Genomic DNA, 20,977 nt, shown 5'->3' with positions numbered 1-20,977 from the left:
CTAGGGATTCGGCTGACTTTGGCCTCTAAAGCCTTTTGAAAAGCTTCTATTTAGTTTTTAATGCTTTTTTAGGATATAAATAAGCGAAGAATACTCTCCATTAGGTAAAGCTTTCATATTTGAGACCAATCCTCTAAAAAAACCAGGGATCAGGGGAAATTTTGAACCTTGATATTTTTCTGAAAGCATACTCACATAAAAGGAGTCAAAAATGAGTGGCTTCTGAGCAATGCAGGTAAAACCACTTCGCTCAAAGAGTAGCCGGATGCTTTTGGAAGAAAAGTGATGCAGATGTCGGGGTACGTCCCAGGCAGCCCAAAATTCTTTATAATGCTGCGCATCGTAAGATTTAAAATTAGGAATGGCAATTACTGCAATTCCATTTTCGGTAAGATGATTGAAGATCCATTGGATTTGTTTTTGAGTATCTGGCACATGTTCTAAAACATGCCACATACTTATCACCTCAAATTTTTGGTCCCCTAAATCTTGCTCAGACTCAAAAAGCGCAATTCCCTTCTTCAGCGAATTTTTACGGGCAGCTTCGCTGGGTTCGATACCACTTACCTCCCAACCTGCTTTTTTTGCCGATTTTAAAAAATCACCGGTACCGGCTCCAATGTCCAGAAGTTTTCCCTTAGAAGCATATTTGCTAATCAGGTTTAACTTTCGGTTGAGCATAAAATGTTTTACAGATTGGTAAAGCTTATCTGTAAAACCGGTTTTAGCATCCGTATGCGAAATGTAATTTTCCGCTTTGTAGTAATCTCCTAAATTATCTGGAACGGGCGTAGTTGTGTATTTATCCAATTGCGCATCATAAATCAAATTAAATTCTTCCTGTGAAAAGGAATGATCTTTAATTTTTAAATCGCTTTTTTTCAAAATAACTTAGGTCTAGAGAAGATTAAAGTGCAAAGTTGTTTCACGTGGAACTATAAAACTAGCGTCCCATATAAACCAACATTACCGAAATATCACTTGGAGAAACACCACTCACACGAGAAGCTTGTGAAATGGTAGTGGGTCTGATTTTGGATAGCTTTTCTCGGGCCTCAAAAGAAAGAGACTTTAGTTTTGTATAATCAAAATTGTCTGGAATCTTGATATTCTCAAGGCGCTGCAACTTATCTGCATTGGCTTTTTCTTTAGCTATATACCCATCGTATTTAATTCTGATCTCTGCCTGTTCAAGTACTTCTGTATCCAAATCGTGTTCCCGAACGTAGGATTTCACATCATTAAACTGCAGCATATCTTCTAGTGCAATCTGTGGACGGCTAAATATTTTCACCATTTTATCAGACTGCTTCATAGGGGAAGTGCCTTTTTCCTCCAAAACCGGATTAGCTTCTTCAGGTTGAATACTGGTCGAATTGAAGAAATCTACCAGATTTTGAGCAGCTGCTTCCTTCTTCTCTAAAGCTTTCATACGATCTTCACGAGCCAAACCAATTTCAAAAGAGCGCGGGGTAAGTCTACTATCGGCATTATCCTGACGCAATAAGGTTCGGTATTCAGCTCTTGAAGTAAACATACGATAAGGTTCTTTCGTTCCTTTGGTAATCAAATCGTCTACTAGAACTCCTATATACGCCTCATCCCTTTTTAAAATAAACGGATCTTTCTCGCTGACTTTTAAGCTTGCATTGATACCAGCCATCAGACCTTGAGAAGCGGCTTCTTCATAACCGGTTGTACCGTTGATTTGACCAGCAAAATACAGTCCGTTTACTAATTTAGTCTCGAGTGTATGCTTCAATTGCGTTGGTGGAAAATAATCATATTCTATAGCGTAACCGGGTCTAAAGAACTTCACATGCTCAAAACCAGCAACCTGTCGTAAAGCTTTAAATTGAACATCCTCAGGAAGGGATGTCGAAAAACCATTTACATAGTATTCAATGGTGTCCCATCCTTCCGGTTCTACAAAAAGCTGATGCCGATCTTTATCTGCAAATCGATTGATTTTATCCTCAATTGAAGGACAGTAACGTGGGCCTGTACTTTTGATTCGACCATTAAACATAGGAGAACGATCAAAACCTTCCCGAAGTAAATTATGAACTTCAGGACTGGTATAACTCATCTGACAGGAACGTTGTTTGGTAAGCGGTTTTGTTCTGTCTGAATAACTAAATTTTTGAGGATCCTCATCACCAGGCTGCTCAATCATTTTAGAAAAATCTAAACTTCTACCATCAACACGAGGCGGTGTTCCGGTTTTCATTCTACCGGAATCAAAACCCAAGTCAACCAACTGTTCGGTAATTCCTGTAGCACTTCGCTCCCCTGCTCTACCTCCACCAAATTGCTTTTCACCAATATGGATAAGGCCATTTAGGAAAGTTCCGTTAGTAAGAATTACAGATTTTGCTTTTATCTCAATTCCCAAAGAGGTGCGCACTCCGGCCACCCGATCTCCTTCTATCAAAAGCCCATTTACCATCTCCTGGTAAAAATCAAGATTGGGAGTTTGCTCAAGCATCAAACGCCATTCTTCAGCAAAACGCATACGATCACTCTGCACCCGCGGGCTCCACATAGCAGGTCCTTTACTTTTATTGAGCATCTTAAACTGGATAGCCGTTCGGTCTGAAACGATACCACTGTAGCCACCCATAGCATCAATTTCACGCACAATTTGCCCCTTGGCAATTCCACCCATAGCGGGATTGCAAGACATCTGCGCGATGGTCTGAAGGTTCATAGTAACCAACAGCGTACTGCTACCCATATTGGCAGCAGCAGCAGCAGCTTCACAACCTGCGTGACCTCCTCCTACTACAATAACATCGTATGTCTGATCAAAAAAACTCATTGTTCCACGTGAAACATTTAATTAGTATCCTTAAAAATGGGCGCAAAGGTAATCAAATTAAAACCAACTAACTAAGAAGCCTGCTCCCACATTTTGAGGCAGTCCTCCTCCTTAGACCGCATTACAGAAATCTGTTCTTCAGTTTTATCTCCATACCCACACATATGCAATAGCCCGTGAGCCATTACTCGTCGCAGTTCGGTTTCAAAACTTACGTCAAATTCGGAGGCATTGTCCCGAACTCGATCTGTGCTGATGTATAATTCGCCGCTTAGAATACCCTCCTGACTGTAATCAAAAGTCACGATATCTGTATACGTATCGTGGTCTAAATACTGCTTATTAATTTCCAAAAGATACTCGTCAGAACAAAAAACATATCCCAAATCATCAATCTCGTAACCCTCTACTTTGGCTATACGTTCTAGCCAAGAAATGACTTGTATCTCTTCCTTTAAAACGAAATCATTTTGACTATTGAATTCTATCATTTGCTTTATTAAAATAATCCTTAACCCTTTGTTTGAATCGTAACTCAAGTGGCAATTCATCCCGATTTAAAATCTCATCGGTGTTGAAATATTCCCTCATTTCGGGAAAATCATTCTGTATATCATTAATAAAATTTCTGGTATTGGTATTAGACTCCCGCTCTGATTTACGATCCTTTTCCTGCTCTGCTTCCTCCAACTTTAAAAATTGCTGAATCAGATCTTCCATTCGTCTCCTGGCATTATCAGAATTTCCAGATAATAGTAACTCTTCTACATCTTCCATTTGCTTGAGTAAATTACGCGCAGATTCGTCTACTTCACCTTTTCTAATGAGATCCTGTAACCTGTTACGTAACTCTTCCTGCTGCTTGTAAATCTCATACTGTCGAGCCAATTCAGCTTCACCAGACTGACCTCCAGATTCTCCATTGTTACCCTCATTTTGATTGCCCTGTTCTCCATTTGAACCCTGACCTTGCTCCCCTGACTTTCCGTTTTTGCCCTCCTTCTCTCCAGGTTTGTTTCCGTCTTTGGCGCCATCCTCTTTTCCTTCTCCCAATTTCTTAGCGAGTTCCTCCTGAGACAAAATAATATCACTCAATTGCTTTCCTTCACCAGAACCTCCTTTTGGCATTGGCATTGGCATACCTCCACTTCCACTGCCCATAGACATAGAAAGCTGACCCTGCATATTATCAAGAATATCCGAAAGCATATCAGCCAAAGTATTTGCCCCCTTAAAAACATATTGCTGGCTGGCGAGTCCTTTGCTTATATCATTATCTGCCAATCGCTCTAAAGCCTGATCTAAACCGTAGCTAATCTCGGTCAACTCCGCATTAATGTCTTCCTCTAAAAAGGGATTACGTAAGGCTAAGACAAACAAGCTATCATCTATATGCTGAAAGTTTTCCCGCAGGGTATTCTGCTTAACCAGATATTTTGAGAACAATGGATTTGAATTATCGAGATTTTCAAAATTGTCCTTTAGTTCTTCCTGATCAAATGAAAACACAATAAGGTTATCTAAAATCTGTCTCAACATCTCTATGTCTTCTTCCAATTGCTGAGTACTCCCTCCGCCACCACCAGAAGACATATTCTGCATCATTTGTTGTCCCAATTTCTGCATTTGTTCTCCGGCTTTCTTCTGAGACTTCTTGCCTTCCTTTTGACCCTCCCCAAATTCGGATTGTTGTTCACCACCGGCGTCATTCTTCTGCAAGGATTCTTCAGCCTCCTTTTGTTCCTGCTCAATAGCATCAATTTTGGAAGACTGCGGCATCTCCATTGGTTTTTGCAGTTTAGAATTCTCCTTACGCAGTTCGTCAATTTCCTGTTTTAAATCCTGGTAAGTCTCACCTAACTCCTTTTGCTTTTCTAAACTTGAAGGTGTATTTGGCGAAGCTTCCTTAGACTGTTCCTTACCCAGATTATTCAACTCACGCCCTAATCGATCCCCTTTTGTCTGAACAAAAAAACGCTTTGTTAACTCGAGCAACTGCTGCATACTGCGGGTGGAGCTCTTGCTGTTTTTGGACAATTCATCCAGACGCTTGCTCAATTCCTCATCATCCATAAGCTCCTGAAGCTTGGCCATCTCCTCCATCAACTTCTCCTGCTCCCGTAACTGCTCTTCATTTTTCTCCAAACGCTTTTTAAGTAGTTCATTGGTGGGCGATGGTGATTCCATGAGGTCTTCCATACGTTCCAAACTCTTTTTAAGCGTTTCAGAATAATTCTTCATCAGCTCTTCCTGCGCCTTTTGACGTTCAAAAAACGACTGAAGCTTTTTACGATCGTTAAAGTCCAATTTGCTTTTCTCCTTCTGCAAATTCTGCAAATCCTGAAGTCTCTCCTGACGCTCCTGCATTTTTGAAACAGACTTATCCAAATCCTTAAGGGTTTTTTCCTGTATCTCAAGCTGCTTATCTAAGACACGTTCATCAGTAAGTACATTATACGTTTCGGGTGAAGATCGCGTAGCCTTAAAGCCATTAAGAGCATCATTATCGCGCACTTCAAAATAATAAGTATACGCCTTACCCTGCTCCAGGTTCAACTTTCCGGGAAATGCGGCATAAAATTGATCTACATTGGTATTTGAAATGGGAATATTTACAATTTCCTGATTATCTTCCTGATTATCAATGTAATAAATTAAATTAAGGCTTCGCAGACCGTGATCATCGCTAACAGATCCTTTATAATAAACCTGTTCTGAACCTGTAGTATCCGCTTTACGCTCCAAAACTAACTCCGGGTAAGCATCCCGTACCACATCAATGTGATAATTGAGTTCTTCATAACGCTGTAAAGCAGCATTGCTGGTCGCGATTGCATAATTAGAAGATCTGAAAAACTGACGCTCTAAAATAAAATCATCATCATCCCGATCAAAAGGCATTACCGTATCTGCAATAAATTCTAGAGTCGTTGCATTTCGAGCCGAAAGCTTCCAGGTAACCCGTGTACCTTCCGGAATCGTAAAAGAGCCGGTGTTAACCAGGGTCTCATTCGCCTTACCCAAATACTGTGGATATGCTAATTCTGCCTCAAAACCGGTCAAAACCGGTGTTTGAACCAGAGGAACTTCATAAGTTCTTGATTTTACTCCGTTCCCTTCAAATTGGAACTTCAAGTCTTCCTGAACCTGATCTACGGTAAATACAAAACGACCACCACCGCGACTCTTCATATAAAACTCCTGACCATTAAGTTCAATCTGAACTTCTTCCGGCAATTGATTACCGGAAACCTGAGTTTCTATTTCAAAAATCTGACCCTCTACTGCTCTTTCACCAGCGCTTATCAATTCAAAATCGAAGGGTGCAGGAGGAATATATTCCCCTTTATAATCCCAAACCCGTTCGGCACTTTCGCTAAAGAAAGAAGTCCCCTTACTCAAACTTACCGCTGCGAATATCAATACAGGAATCAGCGCGTATTTAATGTATCTGGCATTTGATTTATAATCAATAGCGAGTGAAAATGGTACAGGTTCTAATTCTTTACTCTTTTGAGCGATGCTTGCTTCAAGTAAATCAGATTGTGAGTTGCTAGCCTTAAGCTGCAGGGTATTGATCAATTTATCACGAACCTCAGGAAAGTGATTTCCTATGAGCAACGAGGCTTTGTTGTAATCTATTCCTTTTGAAAGCCTGAACAACCGAAACACCGGAATTACAATAAATCGGATAAGCAAAACCAATTCAAGCCCCACAAAAGACCAAAAAAGCAATCCTCTCCCTAACTTATTCAGCCAGAAAAAATATTCGATAACCAGTACCAAAAGCACATAGGTAAGGCCTATAGCCAGAAAAAACAAAATCCCTTTTAGGAGCTCGTTCTTATAATATTTGCTGATAAATGCCTCTAATTTTTCCTCTAACGCCATCTCAAAACCATCTTATTAAGATCTCATACAATTCAATAACTAAAACTACGATTTTCTAGTATAGCCAATAGGCTTAAAATACACAACTTAGGGCAGATCCCGCCCCAGACGGTCAAAAATACCCGAAGCAGGGTTTAAAAGGCTTAAAAAGGGCTGTTCTATAGTTTAGTAGATTGAGTACCTTTGCGCTCTAAAATTTGACTATGCATCAAAATGTAAGGGTGCGCTTTGCACCCAGCCCTACCGGTCCCTTACACATAGGTGGTGTACGCACCGCATTGTACAACTACCTGTTTGCCAAAAAGCATAAAGGTTCGTTTGTCTTACGTATAGAAGATACAGACCAAAATAGATATGTTGAAGGCGCTGAAGACTATATCATTGAAGCTTTAAACTGGTGCGGGATCCCTTTTGACGAAGGTCCTGGAAAAGAAAAAGGCTATGGCCCATACCGTCAAAGCGAGCGTAAGGATAAATATTTCGCATTCGCCGAAAAACTCATTGCTTCCGGAGATGCCTATTATGCTTTTGACACTAACGAAGCTCTTGATGCGCACCGCAAAGACCACGAAGAACAGGGAAAAACCTTTATTTACAACTGGCATAACCGCAACAAACTTGATAATTCGCTTCAGCTTTCCGCAGAAGAAACCCGCAAACGTATTGATGCCGGGGAAGATTATGTAATTCGTTTTAAATCTCCTCAGGCTGAACTTCTGGAGCTTGAAGATCTAATACGCGGTACGGTAGAGGTTGACACCAGTTTGCTAGACGATAAAGTTTTGTTTAAGTCAGATGGAATGCCTACCTACCATTTGGCCAATATTGTAGATGATCATTTGATGGAAATCACACACGTGATACGTGGGGAAGAATGGTTGCCCTCTATGGCTTTACACGTGATGCTGTACCGTGCTTTTGGTTGGGAAGCTCCTCAATTTGCGCACTTACCACTCATTATGAAACCGGTAGGAAAAGGGAAACTCAGCAAACGCGACGGTGATAAAATGGGATTCCCGGTTTTTCCATTAGAGTGGAAAGATCCCAGGACCGAAGAAATCTCAGCGGGATATCGTGAAGATGGTTACCTGCCGGAAGCAGTAGTAAATATGCTCGCCTTTTTAGGATGGAATCCCGGTACCGAAAAAGAAATTTACGCGCTTGAAGAGCTTGTTGCCGATTTTGAACTGGAGCGTGTACACAAGTCTGGAGCTAAGTTTGATCCTGAAAAAACCAAATGGTTTCAGCAACAGCATCTGCATTTAACTTCAGAAGCTGCATTGGTACAACCTTTTCAGGAAATTCTAAAGGAAAAACATCTGGACTTTGATGATGCTTACGTGCAGCAAGTCATTTCCCTGGTTAAGGAACGTGCTGTTTTTGTTGAAGATTTATGGGAGCAGGGTCATTTCTTCTTTGAGAGACCAAAAGAATACGACGAGAAAGCCGCTAAAAAAGCCTGGAAAGAAGATACCGGTGAGATTATGATTCATGTATCAAAAATTGTAAATGACACCGAAGACTTTACTGCAGAAAATCTTTCTTCAAACGTAAAAGACTGGATTACCTCTGAAAATCTGGGCTTTGGCAAAGTGATGCAACCGCTTCGATTAAGTCTGGTGGGCTCTATGTCAGGACCGGATGTTTTTGAAATCGCAGCAACTATTGGCAAAGCCAAAACCCTGGAGCGCATTCGCTTTGCGATAGAAAATCTATAGATAGAAAACGATTCCTGCAGTAATAAGCCCCAGATTACCCTTGAAATTTGTTGCTGCGGGATCTTTTAGATTTAAATCCTCTTTGTTAAGCCTGTTCAGGATATTGGTAAAATTGTATTGATAGCCTGCAGTCAACCGTAACCAGTTAAAACCTCCGGTTATTCCTGCAGTGAGGACTCCGTTGACCCGGCTTATTTCTTCCAGATCTTCAGCCTGAAGTAAGGTATAGCCGTCTACAACTGCATTGGCCTGGTTTTGATCATCCAGTTTTAAACCGCCATTAACTTGTAGAATCGGACCAAATTCAACACTTAAGTTTTCTCCTGCAATCAGGTAACTGGCCAGTAATTTTACCTGCACACCACTTAGCGTGTATGCAATAGCCTCTTCCCTACCCTGTATCTCCAGGTCGGTTTGCAAAAAATCAATTCCGTAAATCAAATCAAAATTGTTGTAAAAGGCACCACGTGTAGCTAGGCCCGCAAGAAAACCGGCTGTCTGGGCTGTTTGAAAGTTGTCGGTATGTAAGCTGGTTAAGGTACAAACCCCTTGAATACCTATGCGATTATAGAGTTGTTTAGATCGTTGCGCATTTGCAGTTAAACTCAACAGGATCGCACATATAAAAATTAGTCGTCTCAAGGTGTTACGAATTTGACAGGATTGAGACAAATCTATTGTATTTTTGATAAGTACGCCCTCACTAAACTTAGTAATTCAAAAAAATATCCTATGTCTTATTTTTTACCAGCCCTTTTATTTGTAGGTCTTCTACTTCTCATTTCCAGCTTTTTTATGGTTAAGCAACAAACTGCTGCCATTATTGAGCGCTTCGGAAAATTTACCAGTATTCGTAACTCCGGCCTTCAGCTTAAAATACCGCTTATAGATAAAATTGCAGGTCGTGTAAATCTGCGTATTCAGCAATTAGATGTAATTGTTGAAACCAAAACCAAAGATGACGTGTTTGTACGTTTAAAGATTTCGGTACAGTTTCAGGTAGTGAAGTCTAATGTGTATGACGCGTTTTACAAACTTGAAGATCCTCAAAACCAGATCACTTCCTACGTTTTTGACGTGGTACGTTCTGAGGTTCCTAAAATGAAACTGGATGATGTTTTTGTGCGTAAAGACGACATTGCTATCGCAGTAAAAAGCGAATTAAACCAGGCTATGACAGATTATGGCTATGACATCATTAAAACTCTGGTAACCGATATTGATCCTGATCAGCAGGTAAAAATCGCTATGAACCGTATTAACGCTTCAGAGCGTGAAAAAGTAGCAGCAGAGTATGAGGCAGAGGCCGAACGTATTAAAATCGTTGCTAAGGCGCGTGCAGAAGCCGAAAGCAAGCGTTTACAGGGTCAGGGTATAGCTGACCAGCGTAGAGAGATTGCGCGCGGTCTGGAAGAGTCTGTAGAGGTTTTAAACAATGTGGGAATTAATTCTCAGGAAGCCTCTGCTCTGATTGTAGTAACTCAGCATTATGATACTTTACAATCTATAGGTGAAGAGACAAACAGTAATTTGATTTTGCTTCCTAACTCACCTCAGGCCGGAAGCGATATGCTCAATAATATGATTGCAAGTTTTGTAGCTTCAAACCAGATAGGTGAAGAAATGAAAAAGCGAAATGCAGAACTTGGTCTGGCCGATAAATCGAAAAAAACAAAAAGACCTAAGCCCCAGTCTGGATATACCGATGCTGATAACAGCGAAGATTTATAGAAGTGAAACTTCAGAATACAAAAAAGCCGGGATGTACCCGGCTTTTTTTAATTTTTCTCGTCTATATTCTTGACCTTGACTTTTTTGATTCCCAGTATTTTGTTTACCGCTTTAATAACTACTGCTTTTTGTACAATGGCTCCTAAAGAACCGGCAATCAAACTTACGGGCGAAAAGGCTGCCTTAGTATCATTTATACTTAACTTCAGCTGCTCTTCATCTATCTGCTGCTGAAGCTTCAGTATTTTTAAATCGTGTTCTATTTGCTGAAATGACTTATACTCTTTCATATTTATTTCTGTAATTTTTTAAACTCGTCATCTAAAACTTCATCCTGTGTAGACTCGTTAAAAAACAACTTCGAGTATTTCTTAAGCACAATTTCTGTGGTTAAAGGTTTACCAAACAATTTATAAAGAATGAACAGCAAAAGGTAAAATCCGGCAACTATAAAATAACCGTAACTCAAACTGTCTAAAGATTCTCCAATAACGATGGCTACACCTACTGAAATAAATAATAAAAAAATCAAAAAGATGCTGCCACTAACCAATAGATTGACCAGAGAAACAGCACCGCTCATCATTTTTTTGAAACTATCTAATTTGTAGTATTCCAGACTACTGTTTAGATACTTTTTAGCATCGTCAGATACTTTACTTATATGTTCTGATATATTGAATATAGACATGAAGGCTTATGCTTTAGCAGTTGGCACGTCAATATCTTTCACTTCATTAACTACTTCCTGAGATGCTTTTGCGTTTTTCTTTCTTAACTCCTCAAGCTTTTTTTCCATACTTACTAAAATATCGTCAGCTTTAGAACTGGCTGTTTTTAAAGTATCTTCTAATTTAGAATCGAAAGATTTTTTGGCTTGTTTTGCTGAAGCTGATAATTGTTCAGAAGTTTCACTTATTTGCTTTTCAAGCTTTTTCTTTGCTTCTTTAGCATTCTTAGAGATTTTCTTTCTGGTTTTATCTCCGCTTTCAGGAGCATAAAGAAGTCCAAGACCTGCACCTATTGCTGCACCTGTAATTAAAGCTAGAATTGTATTTCCTGTTTTTGACATGATAATTAGATTTTTGTTCCTGTCAAAGGTAAAGACCTATGCATCTTTTCTCCGTTAATAACCGGTTAATAAATTGACTATTAACCTTAAAGGAATGCTAAAAAAGGGTCTTTGAGACCCTTTTACGCACGTTTCAAGCCAATATGTTTATAAGCCTTTAACTGATTCTTCAAGAAGCGGTTCTCCTGAAGTTCTCATTTCTTCTAAATAATCAGCCACTTCTGCATCGCCAGTGTCTGCTTTATCAAGTTTTATCAGTACAATTAAGGTCTCTAAAACAGCCAGGCGTGTTCCTACTTTTTTTGCCGATGTATTAAACAGATCCTTCAGCTCTTCATAATCTACATCTTTTGCCAGCTCACGAATGCGTGTAATAGCTTTTACGCGTTTCTCATCAGGAATTTGAGCCAGCTTCTTCCCTACCTTTTTAATTTCATTTAAAGCAGGAATCTGAGGTATGTTTTTCTTTGGCTGAGCTTGAGCTTTTTGCTGATTTTCCGATTTTGATTCCACTTTAGCCCAGGTATCTCGTAATCCTACTGTTCTGTTGAAAACAAGACGATCTGAGGTGCTTTCTTTATCTACATTGAAATACCCTATACGTTGAAACTGAAAACTCTCGTAAGGAGTAACTTCAGCAAGACTGGGTTCCAGATAACCGGTAATAACCTCTAAGGATTTAGGATTGAGATGTTCCATAAAATCAACTTCCTTATCCCCGTCAGGTGATTCGTGATTGAATAAACGGTCGTACAAACGTACTTCGGCCTCAATCGCGTGATCTACAGAAACCCAATGCAAAGTACCTTTAACCTTACGCAGACTGGCCTCTGTACCACTTCCACTTTGTGAATCAGGATCGTAACTGCAATGAATTTCGGTGATGTTACCCTGTGCATCTTTAACTACAGATTCACCCTTGATGATGTAGGCGTTTTTAAGACGTACTTCTTTTCCTAATGAAAGTCTGAAGTATTTGCTGTTTGCCTGTTCTTTAAAATCATCCTTTTCGATATATAAAACCTTGGAAAATGGCACTTTTCGATAACCAGCGCTTTCATCTTCCGGGTTATTCTCGGCTTCAAGCCATTCTACCTTGTCTTCAGGATAGTTATCTATAATCAGCTTAACCGGATCTAAAACGGCCATTACACGCGGAGCGGTTTTATTCAAATCCTCACGTACGTTAAACTCCAATAACGAAACATCGATCACGTTATCACGCTTGGCCACACCAACCGTATCAATGAAATTCTTAATTGAATCTGGGGTATACCCTCTGCGTCTTAAACCTGAGATAGTAGGCATACGCGGGTCATCCCAGCCACTTACTACTCCCTCCTCTACGAGTTTAAGAAGTTTTCGCTTACTCATAATGGTATAGCTCAAATTTAAACGCGCAAATTCACGTTGTTTTGGTTTTACACCATCGGTATAGACATGATCAACAAACCACTCGTAAAGCGGTCTGTGTGGCTTAAACTCGAGCGAACATAAACTGTGTGAAATCTGCTCTAAATAATCACTTTCGCCGTGCGCCCAGTCGTACATGGGGTAAATATGCCAGGTACTTCCGGTGCGGTGGTGTGCCTTATTAACAACCCGGTACATAATGGGGTCACGCAAAAGCATATTAGGCGAAGTCATATCAATCTTAGCACGAAGTACATGAACCCCTTCCGGGAACTCCCCATTCTTCATTTGTTCAAAAAGCTCCAAATTTTCTGCTACAGAACGATCGCGGTAGGGACTGTTTGTACCCGGTTCTGTTGGTGTGCCTTTTTGCTCGGCCATGGCTTCACTAGATTGCGAATCTACATAGGCTTTCCCTTCTTTTATAAGCTGAATAGCCCAGTCGTATAGCTGCTGAAAGTAGTCTGAAGAATAACAAACCTGATCCCATTTAAAACCCAGCCATTTGATATCTTCCTGAATCGCATCAACGTATTCCTGCTCTTCTTTGGAAGGGTTGGTATCATCAAATCTTAAATTTACCGGTGCATCGTACTTTTCGCCCAAACCAAAACTGATGCATATCGCCTTACAGTGACCAATGTGCAAATACCCATTAGGCTCAGGAGGAAACCGAAATCTTAGATTAGATTGCTGGAAACCGTTCTTAATATCTTCTTCTACGATTTGCTCTAAAAAATTGAGCGCTACATATTCTTCTGCCATAAAACCTTTTGTGCTTTTAAGTAAAGCAGATATCATCTGCCCGTAAGTGGGTAAAATTAGTAAAAATAGCAGTGGTTACGTCTTTATACAGCTATTTAAAGGAGTCTTTAAAAGTAAAGACTTGCATAAGTAATATCTTTGACTCTCATTAATTCTGAATAAAAGCATGGGGATAATAAAACTCAACAAAGTAAAGGTTTACGCGTACCACGGTTGTTTGATCGAAGAAGGCCAGATAGGCTCTGATTATCTGGTAGATCTCAAAGTAAAATCAAATCTCACAAAGCCCGCAGTAACTGATGAACTCGCTGATACAGTAGACTATGTACATCTCAATAAAATCATCAAAGAAGAGATGGCACACCGCTCAAAATTGCTGGAACACGTGGGTCAACGCATACTCGACAGGTCTTTTGTGGAAATTCCAGAGCTTGAAAAAGCTACGGTAACCGTGCGTAAAATCAATCCTCCTATAGGTGGTGATGTGGCTTCAGTTGGGGTGACCCTTACTAAAAAGCGTTAATCCCTTTATTATCTAAAGAAAAAACTTAAATTTGCAGTCCTGAATAAAAAGGGTGTCGTGGCCGAGTGGCTAGGCAGTGGTCTGCAACACCACGTACAGCGGTTCGAATCCGCTCGACACCTCAACAAAGACCCTTCTTAACCGGAAGGGTTTTTATTTGTATAAATTAAAGTCAAAAGCGTAAAGCGGTACTCCCGAAATCTCAACAAAGTCTTCTTAAACTCAGACTTTTTCTCCGTTCCTGCGGAATATTACAGATCCAGACTATCTATCCCGAACTGATTTTCAGGGGTGATTTCTTCAATACGCTTCTCCAGTTGATGCACTTCTGATGGGAAAATTCCTTTTGAAATTAAGAGCAGTCCAAAGAGTAACATCAACACACTAATTCCCTGCTTGATACGGGCAATACGGGTAGCCGTGAGTTTGCTTCGTAATTTTTTAGCCAAAAGAATTTTAAAAATATCGATAATCAAATAGGTAGCCAGTATGGCTCCAAAAAAGACGAGTAGACGATCTGCATTCATATCTAATGCCGGACCGGCTGAAATAAGAATCACCAGCCAGAAACCCAATACTCCGATATTGATAAAATTGAGTAAAAAACCTTTTACGAACAATCCCACGTAATTGCGTTTGCTCATAACTACGGTAGGATGCTCGTCATCATCAAGCTTATTCTTACGAACTCGTAAGAACGAAATTACTCCGTATACCGAAAGCAGCATTCCTCCAAAAACATACAATGCCGGATCATCTTTCAGCTTATCTAAAAGTTGATTGGTACTGAAATAAGCGATGAGAATAAAAATAGTATCTGCACAAACGACGCCTACATCAAAAACAAAAGCCGCTCTAAATCCCTTTAAAGCAGCGGTCTCAAGCAATACAAAAAAAACGGGACCAACCAGGAATGCGAGTAGAAAACCCAGAGGAATCGCTGTTGAAAGGTCTTGTAGCATTTAAGAGTATCAAAATCTTTCCGCAAAGTTGCGGGGTTAAAGATTGTCAAATTAGGAAATCAACCTTGAATATTTCCTTAAAACTTATAAGAATTTAAGCAGATACCCGCAAAAATAATCAAAATGATTAAATACCTTTCGTTTAAATCTGATGCTAATTATTCATCAGTCTTACACGACCCCCTATAAACTTGTCTTTTATTAATTCGGTAGGATTTCCGTAAACATACACATCACCACCGGCTCTTAGTTTGATATCAGCAGTTCTTCTGGCAAAAATTTCAGCCTCTCCCCCGGCCTGAATACGCAACTGAGTATCCGTAGTTTCGAGATCTTTTCCTTCATAAATACCACCTGTATTTATTTCTACAGTTTGATATTTTGCAGTACCATTCATTTTAATAATTCCACCGGTTACGGCTCTTAAAGTGGCAGATTTTACATCAATACCTGCAGCAACACGGGCACCTTCCTGTACACGAATTTCAATCTCCTCCTGCTCCAGAAGTTCATTGATGTTAATTTCTGCACCTTCATTACCGTCTATAACCTTTAGATTGTTGAAATACACCTCAACGAAAGTCTCGTTGCCATCAAATATTTTATCAATATCCATACGTATTTTGAGTACCCCATCTTTATTGATCAGTTCAATGTCTTCGGTATCCCTTCCTTTTAAAATCACCATGTTCTCGGTTGATTTTATCAGGTTCACTCGCATACGGTCAAATACTTTAACTTCGGTAAAGTCCCCAACATCTTCCACCTTTTCCTGAGCCTGTACTGCTCCTGCAATTAAGATTAAAAGGGCTAAGATTTGATTTTTCATAATTCTAAAATTTTGGTCTGTTGTAAAGACAAAGCAAAATGGGCTTTGTTACAGTAGCCTAATCTTCAATTGCAGATTTTACGCTGACCAAAGTGAAATCCAGATGCTTTTTAACCAGATCTGCTTCTTTAACCTTCACATAAACTTCATCACCTAATGTGATAACCTGTTTGGTTTTTCGGCCTACAATCGCATATTGATCTCGATCAAAATCAAAATGATCACCTTTAATATCCCGCAGACGAATCATTCCTTCGCATTTATTGTCAATTATTTCAACATAAATACCCCATTCGGTAACACCTGAAATTACGCCCAGGAAGGTTTCATCTTTATGATCCTGCATAAACTTAACCTGCATGTACTTGATTGAGTCACGCTCTGCACTGGTAGCCAAATATTCCATCTCGCTACTGTGCTTGCATTTTTGCTCGTATTCTTCCTCGTTTGCAGATTTGCCCTGATCCAGATAATGCTGAAGCAGACGGTGCACCATCACATCAGGATAACGCCGTATAGGTGAGGTAAAGTGTGTATAATATTCAAAAGCCAAACCGTAATGCCCAATATTATCGGTACTGTAAACTGCTTTGCTCATCGTACGAATAGCCAGCGTATCAATTAAGTTTTGCTCTTTTTTACCAGAAACATCACTTAAAAGATTGTTTAAAGAAGCCGTTGTGCTCTTACGATCTTTAAGATTCATTTTATAACCAAAACGCCCGGCGATAGTTTGAAGTGCCGCCAGTTTTTCATCATCAGGCTCATCGTGTATACGGTAAACAAAAGTTTTTTTAGGTGATTGTTTCCCAATGAATTCGGCTACTTTTTTATTGGCCAAAAGCATAAATTCTTCAATCAGTTTGTTAGCATCTTTTGAAGTTTTAAAAAATACACCAACAGGATCATTATCTTCATCCAGATTAAATTTTACTTCCACCTTATCAAAAGAAATCGCACCATTTTTCATACGCTGCCTGCGCATAATTTTAGCCAGACGATCGAGTTCTAAAGTCGCCTCAACTATGGCTTCATCAGCGGTATACTCGCTACCGGTAAGCGAAATATCAGCAGGGATTTTTCCGCTTCGGGTTTCAATGATCTGCTGGGCTTCTTCATAGGCAAAACGAGCATCACTGTAGGTTACAGTGCGACCAAACCATTGATTTTTTACCTTTCCGGAAGATTTATCGAGCTCAAAAACCGCAGAAAAGGTATACTTTTCTTCATTAGGCCGAAGCGAACAGGCATTGTTTGAAAGTATTTCGGGCAACATAGGAACAACACGATCTACTAAATAGACCGAAGTGGCACGTTCGTAAGCCTCATCATCCAGAATCGTTCCCGGAACAACATAATGCGATACGTCTGCAATGTGAATGCCCACCTCATAGTTTCCATTTTCCAATACCTGAAAACTTAAGGCATCATCAAAATCCTTAGCATCTTTAGGGTCAATTGTAAACGTGAGTACATCACGCATGTCGCGACGCTTTTTGATCTCATCTGGTTTGATACTGGTATCAATCTGGTTGGCAAAAGATTCCACTTCCTGAGGGAAGTCGTGTGGTAAACCGTATTGTGCTAAAATGGAGTGAATTTCGGTATTATGCTCACCCGGCATTCCTAAAACCTGGATGATTTTACCAAAAGGTGAATCGGCTTTTTCAGGCCAGTCTTCAATTTTTACCAAAACCTTCTCCCCGTCCTGTGCCCCGTTGAGTTTATTTTTGGGTACAAAAACATCGGTACGCATCTTACCTTCTGCTGACGTATTTACAAAAGCAAAATTCTTTTGCATCTGCACAACACCCACAAATTCATCGGTTTTGCGCTCCAGGATTTCTACAATTTCACCTTCGTGTTTCTTACTGCGTCGTTGTTTGTAAACGTAAACCTTAACCGTATCTCCGTTTAAGGCCTTGTTCATATTATTTTTTGGGATGTAAATATCCTGTTCTATCCCTTCAACCACTACATAACCATCACCCTTAGTAGTACTGTCTAAAGTACCGGTATGGTAATGTGAGGTAGCATTGAATGTATACTTTCCGCGATCAGTCTCTTCAATATGCTTTTTAGCCTGAAGCTGAGAAAGATTTTTTACGATCTGATTGCGGCTATTGGGATCATCAACCTGAAGTTTAGCAGCTATCTGCTTATGATTAAATGATTTACCCGATTCCTTTTTAAGTATTTTGAGTATTTTTTGTGTAAGATCACCTATTTCGGTTTTTGATCTTCTTCTTTTCTTATTTGGCATTAAATGCGTTGTATTAAATTTTTATTTGGAAAGAAATGAATTTTAGGTTTTGAGGTTAGTTTTTCTAAAATTCGATTTTAAGATTTCCCAAGGTATGGGAAATTTAACAGTACTCATAGCAGAGCATTGATTTTTGTAAAAGTAAACTTTCAAACGCTATTGATAAGGCTCTGAACCGTAAAGATTTAGTTAATCTTTGTTTCATCCTCACAATCAGGCTAAAACTTAACCTTAGCTTCATCTTTAAATAATTTTTGAGAATACTATTCTTGTTAAAATTTTATTAAATTTGTTCTGTAAAAATTACAAGTAATCTTGTTATGAAATTGATTCAGGTTAAGCGTTATTCGGTCGTAATTTTATTTGTATCCATATTTATCCTTGGATTTTTAGGAGTGATCTCCTACGTAAATTCAATCTTTTAAGCAGTACATTTTAAAACTTCAAAAAGACTCTTAATCAGGAGTCTTTTTTTTGTCCCGACTCAACTGACAAATCGCATTCTTTCAAAACAGTTGTTATCAACAACTAATATTATAATCATTTTTCTTTTTTGAAATTTAAAATTAAAACTGATGGGTATTATAGCTTGTTAGTAGCGGTATAACTTGGGTTTATAAAGTCTTGGTTTTTTTCTTATTCCCTTTTATTAACCGTTTATTGATAGTTTTTCAGCATCAGTAAGACTTGATTTTAAAGGAATTATAATTAGCTGTCAACAATTGTTGAAAACTGAAATAAGCAGCTTTTTTGTGATAAAATCTTACTAACATTTATCAAAAATGAAAGGTGAATTGTCTCATAACTTTTCCATAAAAACTAAGAAGATTTTCTTGACTAGTATGGGGTATGTGTTGCTTTGAATTTTTTTATCGAAAAAGCAATTTTGCTTGTTAGTTTTTGATGACAACTTATAAACAACCATGTTAACTAAATGTTAACTGATTTAAAATCAGCGTTAATCACAGAATCCTGCCAAAGCATAGACCGGCTTATGAATATCTTTGTAAAAGCAATTCATTTAGCTATCAACCTTTTAATAAGATCCTATGGGACACGATCACAGTCACGCTCACGGTCATCAACACAATCACGGCGCTGACCTTAGTGGCCGTAATTTACTCATAAGCATAGGTCTCAATATTCTGATAACTCTGGCGCAGGCCATAGGCGGTATCATTTCCGGGAGTTTGTCATTACTTTCAGACGCCGCACACAATCTCAGTGATGTACTTTCCCTGATCGTGAGCTACATTGCCCGTGTACTTTCTAAAAAGGAAGCTTCGCTAGATAAAACCTTTGGTTATAAACGTGCCGAAATACTCGCCGCCTTCATCAATGCTGCCACACTCCTAGTTGTAGCGCTACTCCTTATCAAAGAAGCCGTGGTTCGCTATTTAAACCCTGAACCTATAGAATCTTCCATTGTGATCTGGATGGCTGCACTGGGAATTGTTGCAAATGGGTTTAGTGTGTTGTTGATTAAAAAAGACAGCGACTCGAATATGAATATGAAGTCGGCTTATTTGCATTTATTAACCGATATGATGGCTTCGGTAGCGGTATTAGTTGGCGGAATTTTGATGAGCGTTTATAAAGTGTATTGGATTGACCCCTTACTAACTTTTGCTATAAGCATATACCTCATTGTTATGGGTTACGGCCTGTTGAAATCTTCGTTTAAGGTGCTGATGCTTTTTAGTCCCGATGATATTGAGCTCTCCCCGTTTGTAAACCGGGTAAAACAAATAAAGCAGGTAAAAAATATTCATCATATGCATATTTGGCAGCTTAATGAAAAGCAAACCCATCTGGAGGCCCATATAGATCTGGAAGCCGATATTACTATGAGTGAGTTTGATACGATCTTAGATCAAATTGAAGCGTATGCCCGGGAATGTGGAATCAATCATGTGAACATTCAGCCTGAATTTGATAAGACAGATGATAAAAAACTAATCGTTCAGCATTAAGTTTGCCAACCGAAAGACCTTAATCGGAATTTATAAATAGTACACAGAATTTTTTAAGTCCTGATTAGTTGCGGAAAATGAATTTTAAATAGATGAATATTGAAATACTAACATTTGAAGAGTTTAGTCTGCAGAAGCTTTATGAGGTTTTACAGTTGCGTGCCGAAGTTTTTGTAGTTGAACAAAATTGTCCCTATCAGGATGTTGATGGTAAAGATCAAAAGGCCCTGCACGTGTTGGGTTATGCGGATGGTAAACTTGTGGCATATACGCGCTTATTTAAACCGGGTGATTATTTTGAACGGGCAAGTATAGGAAGAGTAATTGTTAGAGAAAATTACCGTAAATACGGTTATGGGAAAGATATTATGAACGCATCCATAAAGGTTTTGGAAGATGAGTTTGATACCAAAGAAATTGAATTATCTGCTCAGGTGTATTTGAAGAAATTTTACAATGATCTGGGTTTTAAAGAATTTGGTGAAGGTTATCTGGAAGACAACATTCCGCATATACGTATGCTTAGAAACTAAAAAAATCCGCTCTACAGCGGATTTTCTATTTTGGTCAAGTATGTTAGATACGTATTTTAAATTTTCATAGGTTTTTTATCAAGACTGATGCTACTTAGTGTTTCATCAGTAAACTTATAATGGCCTCTGGTGGTCATAATTTTGAATTTGAAATTCTTCATGCTACTCAGCACATCCAGAAATAACCATTTTGATTTAAGTAATCGGGGTTTTTTTGACTTTAGGCTGAGTTCAAAAATGTGTTTTTCGCCATCACGCTCAGCTACAATGTCTGGAGTAATACTAACTTCACTCCCTTTTTTGATATATGATTTAGGACTTTCGAAGCCTTCCGTATCTGCTTTTATATTTTCAAAGCCGCGGTCTTCCAGGTATCCTATTGCCTGTTCCAAAATCTGTGTATTCTTGTCTGTATCCTTATCTATAGTTATCATACTAAAGTATAAGTATTTTAATCCATTTACTTCTTAAACTGAGGTTAAA

At 39.1% G+C, this 20,977-nt stretch carries 18 protein-coding genes and 1 tRNA gene; 6 read left to right on the top strand and 13 right to left on the bottom strand.

The window, feature by feature from the left end:
• Positions 1-57 precede the first annotated feature (57 nt).
• The 4 genes from CJ305_RS00510 to CJ305_RS00495 all read right to left on the bottom strand — a co-directional run bounded on the left by CJ305_RS00510 (position 58) and on the right by CJ305_RS00495 (position 6,712).
• Positions 58-885 (bottom strand): class I SAM-dependent methyltransferase, encoded by an 828-nt coding sequence (locus CJ305_RS00510; protein ID WP_317043977.1) that lies wholly within the window; start codon positions 883-885, stop codon positions 58-60.
• Positions 886-943: 58 nt separating this feature from the next.
• Positions 944-2,821 carry a tRNA uridine-5-carboxymethylaminomethyl(34) synthesis enzyme MnmG gene (gene mnmG, locus CJ305_RS00505; RefSeq protein WP_099644286.1) on the bottom strand — a complete coding sequence of 626 codons (1,878 nt, stop codon included), beginning with the start codon at positions 2,819-2,821 and terminating at the stop codon, positions 944-946.
• 71 nt (positions 2,822-2,892) lie between these two features.
• Positions 2,893-3,312, bottom strand: a complete 420-nt coding sequence (gene ybeY / locus CJ305_RS00500; protein ID WP_099644285.1) for an rRNA maturation RNase YbeY — start codon at positions 3,310-3,312, stop codon at positions 2,893-2,895.
• The gene (locus CJ305_RS00495) at positions 3,296-6,712 is read right to left on the bottom strand and encodes a DUF4175 family protein (protein WP_099644284.1); all 3,417 of its coding nucleotides are present in this window, start codon (positions 6,710-6,712) and stop codon (positions 3,296-3,298) included. The genes ybeY and CJ305_RS00495 overlap by 17 nt, the downstream gene beginning before the upstream one ends.
• Positions 6,713-6,915: 203 nt before the next feature.
• Between CJ305_RS00495 and gltX the strand changes: the two genes are divergently transcribed.
• Positions 6,916-8,430 (top strand): glutamate--tRNA ligase, encoded by a 1,515-nt coding sequence (gene gltX, locus CJ305_RS00490; RefSeq protein ID WP_099644283.1) that lies wholly within the window; start codon positions 6,916-6,918, stop codon positions 8,428-8,430.
• Here the strand turns inward: gltX and CJ305_RS00485 are convergent.
• The gene (locus tag CJ305_RS00485; protein ID WP_143469327.1) at positions 8,425-9,072 is read right to left on the bottom strand and encodes a hypothetical protein; all 648 of its coding nucleotides are present in this window, start codon (positions 9,070-9,072) and stop codon (positions 8,425-8,427) included. The genes gltX and CJ305_RS00485 overlap by 6 nt on opposite strands.
• Positions 9,073-9,162: 90 nt before the next feature.
• Between CJ305_RS00485 and CJ305_RS00480 the strand changes: the two genes are divergently transcribed.
• Positions 9,163-10,161, top strand: a complete 999-nt coding sequence (locus CJ305_RS00480) for an SPFH domain-containing protein (protein ID WP_099644281.1) — start codon at positions 9,163-9,165, stop codon at positions 10,159-10,161.
• Between the two features lie 47 nt (positions 10,162-10,208).
• Here the strand turns inward: CJ305_RS00480 and CJ305_RS00475 are convergent, their stop codons facing one another.
• The 4 genes from CJ305_RS00475 to CJ305_RS00460 all read right to left on the bottom strand — a co-directional run bounded on the left by CJ305_RS00475 (position 10,209) and on the right by CJ305_RS00460 (position 13,411).
• Positions 10,209-10,451 carry a DUF6327 family protein gene (locus CJ305_RS00475; RefSeq protein ID WP_099644280.1) on the bottom strand — a complete coding sequence of 81 codons (243 nt, stop codon included), beginning with the start codon at positions 10,449-10,451 and terminating at the stop codon, positions 10,209-10,211.
• A 2-nt stretch (positions 10,452-10,453) separates the two neighbouring features.
• Positions 10,454-10,852, bottom strand: coding sequence for a hypothetical protein (locus CJ305_RS00470; RefSeq protein WP_099644279.1), 399 nt, complete (start codon positions 10,850-10,852; stop codon positions 10,454-10,456).
• Positions 10,853-10,858: 6 nt separating this feature from the next.
• Complete coding sequence (locus CJ305_RS00465) at positions 10,859-11,233, bottom strand: YtxH domain-containing protein (RefSeq protein WP_099644278.1); 375 nt, start codon at positions 11,231-11,233, stop codon at positions 10,859-10,861.
• A 147-nt stretch (positions 11,234-11,380) separates the two neighbouring features.
• On the bottom strand, positions 11,381-13,411 hold the full coding sequence (locus CJ305_RS00460; RefSeq protein WP_099644277.1) for a glutamine--tRNA ligase/YqeY domain fusion protein: 2,031 nt from the start codon (positions 13,409-13,411) through the stop codon (positions 11,381-11,383).
• A 166-nt stretch (positions 13,412-13,577) separates the two neighbouring features.
• Here CJ305_RS00460 and folB point away from each other — a divergent pair, with 166 nt between their 5' ends.
• Both folB and CJ305_RS00450 read left to right on the top strand, forming a co-directional pair.
• Positions 13,578-13,934: a dihydroneopterin aldolase gene (gene folB / locus CJ305_RS00455; protein ID WP_099644276.1), complete on the top strand. Its 357-nt coding sequence runs from the start codon at positions 13,578-13,580 to the stop codon at positions 13,932-13,934.
• A gap of 51 nt (positions 13,935-13,985) precedes the next feature.
• Positions 13,986-14,056 (top strand) — tRNA-Cys (locus tag CJ305_RS00450).
• A gap of 129 nt (positions 14,057-14,185) precedes the next feature.
• On the opposite strand, the gene CJ305_RS00445 is transcribed toward CJ305_RS00450, so the two are convergent.
• The 3 genes from CJ305_RS00445 to rnr all read right to left on the bottom strand — a co-directional run bounded on the left by CJ305_RS00445 (position 14,186) and on the right by rnr (position 17,988).
• Positions 14,186-14,896, bottom strand: a complete 711-nt coding sequence (locus CJ305_RS00445; protein WP_099644275.1) for a LysE family translocator — start codon at positions 14,894-14,896, stop codon at positions 14,186-14,188.
• 154 nt (positions 14,897-15,050) lie between these two features.
• On the bottom strand, positions 15,051-15,725 hold the full coding sequence (locus CJ305_RS00440; protein WP_099644274.1) for a head GIN domain-containing protein: 675 nt from the start codon (positions 15,723-15,725) through the stop codon (positions 15,051-15,053).
• 58 nt (positions 15,726-15,783) lie between these two features.
• Entirely contained in the window at positions 15,784-17,988 is a 2,205-nt protein-coding gene (rnr, locus tag CJ305_RS00435) for a ribonuclease R (protein WP_099644273.1), read from the bottom strand.
• 1,049 nt (positions 17,989-19,037) lie between these two features.
• Here rnr and CJ305_RS00430 point away from each other — a divergent pair.
• Together CJ305_RS00430 and CJ305_RS00425 are read left to right on the top strand one after the other, a co-directional pair.
• On the top strand, positions 19,038-19,961 hold the full coding sequence (locus tag CJ305_RS00430; RefSeq protein WP_099644272.1) for a cation diffusion facilitator family transporter: 924 nt from the start codon (positions 19,038-19,040) through the stop codon (positions 19,959-19,961).
• A gap of 92 nt (positions 19,962-20,053) precedes the next feature.
• Positions 20,054-20,494 carry a GNAT family N-acetyltransferase gene (locus CJ305_RS00425; protein ID WP_099644271.1) on the top strand — a complete coding sequence of 147 codons (441 nt, stop codon included), beginning with the start codon at positions 20,054-20,056 and terminating at the stop codon, positions 20,492-20,494.
• A 56-nt stretch (positions 20,495-20,550) separates the two neighbouring features.
• On the opposite strand, the gene CJ305_RS00420 is transcribed toward CJ305_RS00425, so the two are convergent.
• Entirely contained in the window at positions 20,551-20,928 is a 378-nt protein-coding gene (locus CJ305_RS00420; protein WP_099644270.1) for a hypothetical protein, read from the bottom strand.
• Between the last annotated feature and the right edge of the window lie 49 nt (positions 20,929-20,977).

It is taken from the genome of Leeuwenhoekiella nanhaiensis (assembly GCF_002744755.1).
Taxonomy (GTDB): domain Bacteria; phylum Bacteroidota; class Bacteroidia; order Flavobacteriales; family Flavobacteriaceae; genus Leeuwenhoekiella; species Leeuwenhoekiella nanhaiensis.
Note: the sequence above shows the minus strand (reverse complement) of the source record. Positions and strands in the feature narration are given on the sequence as shown.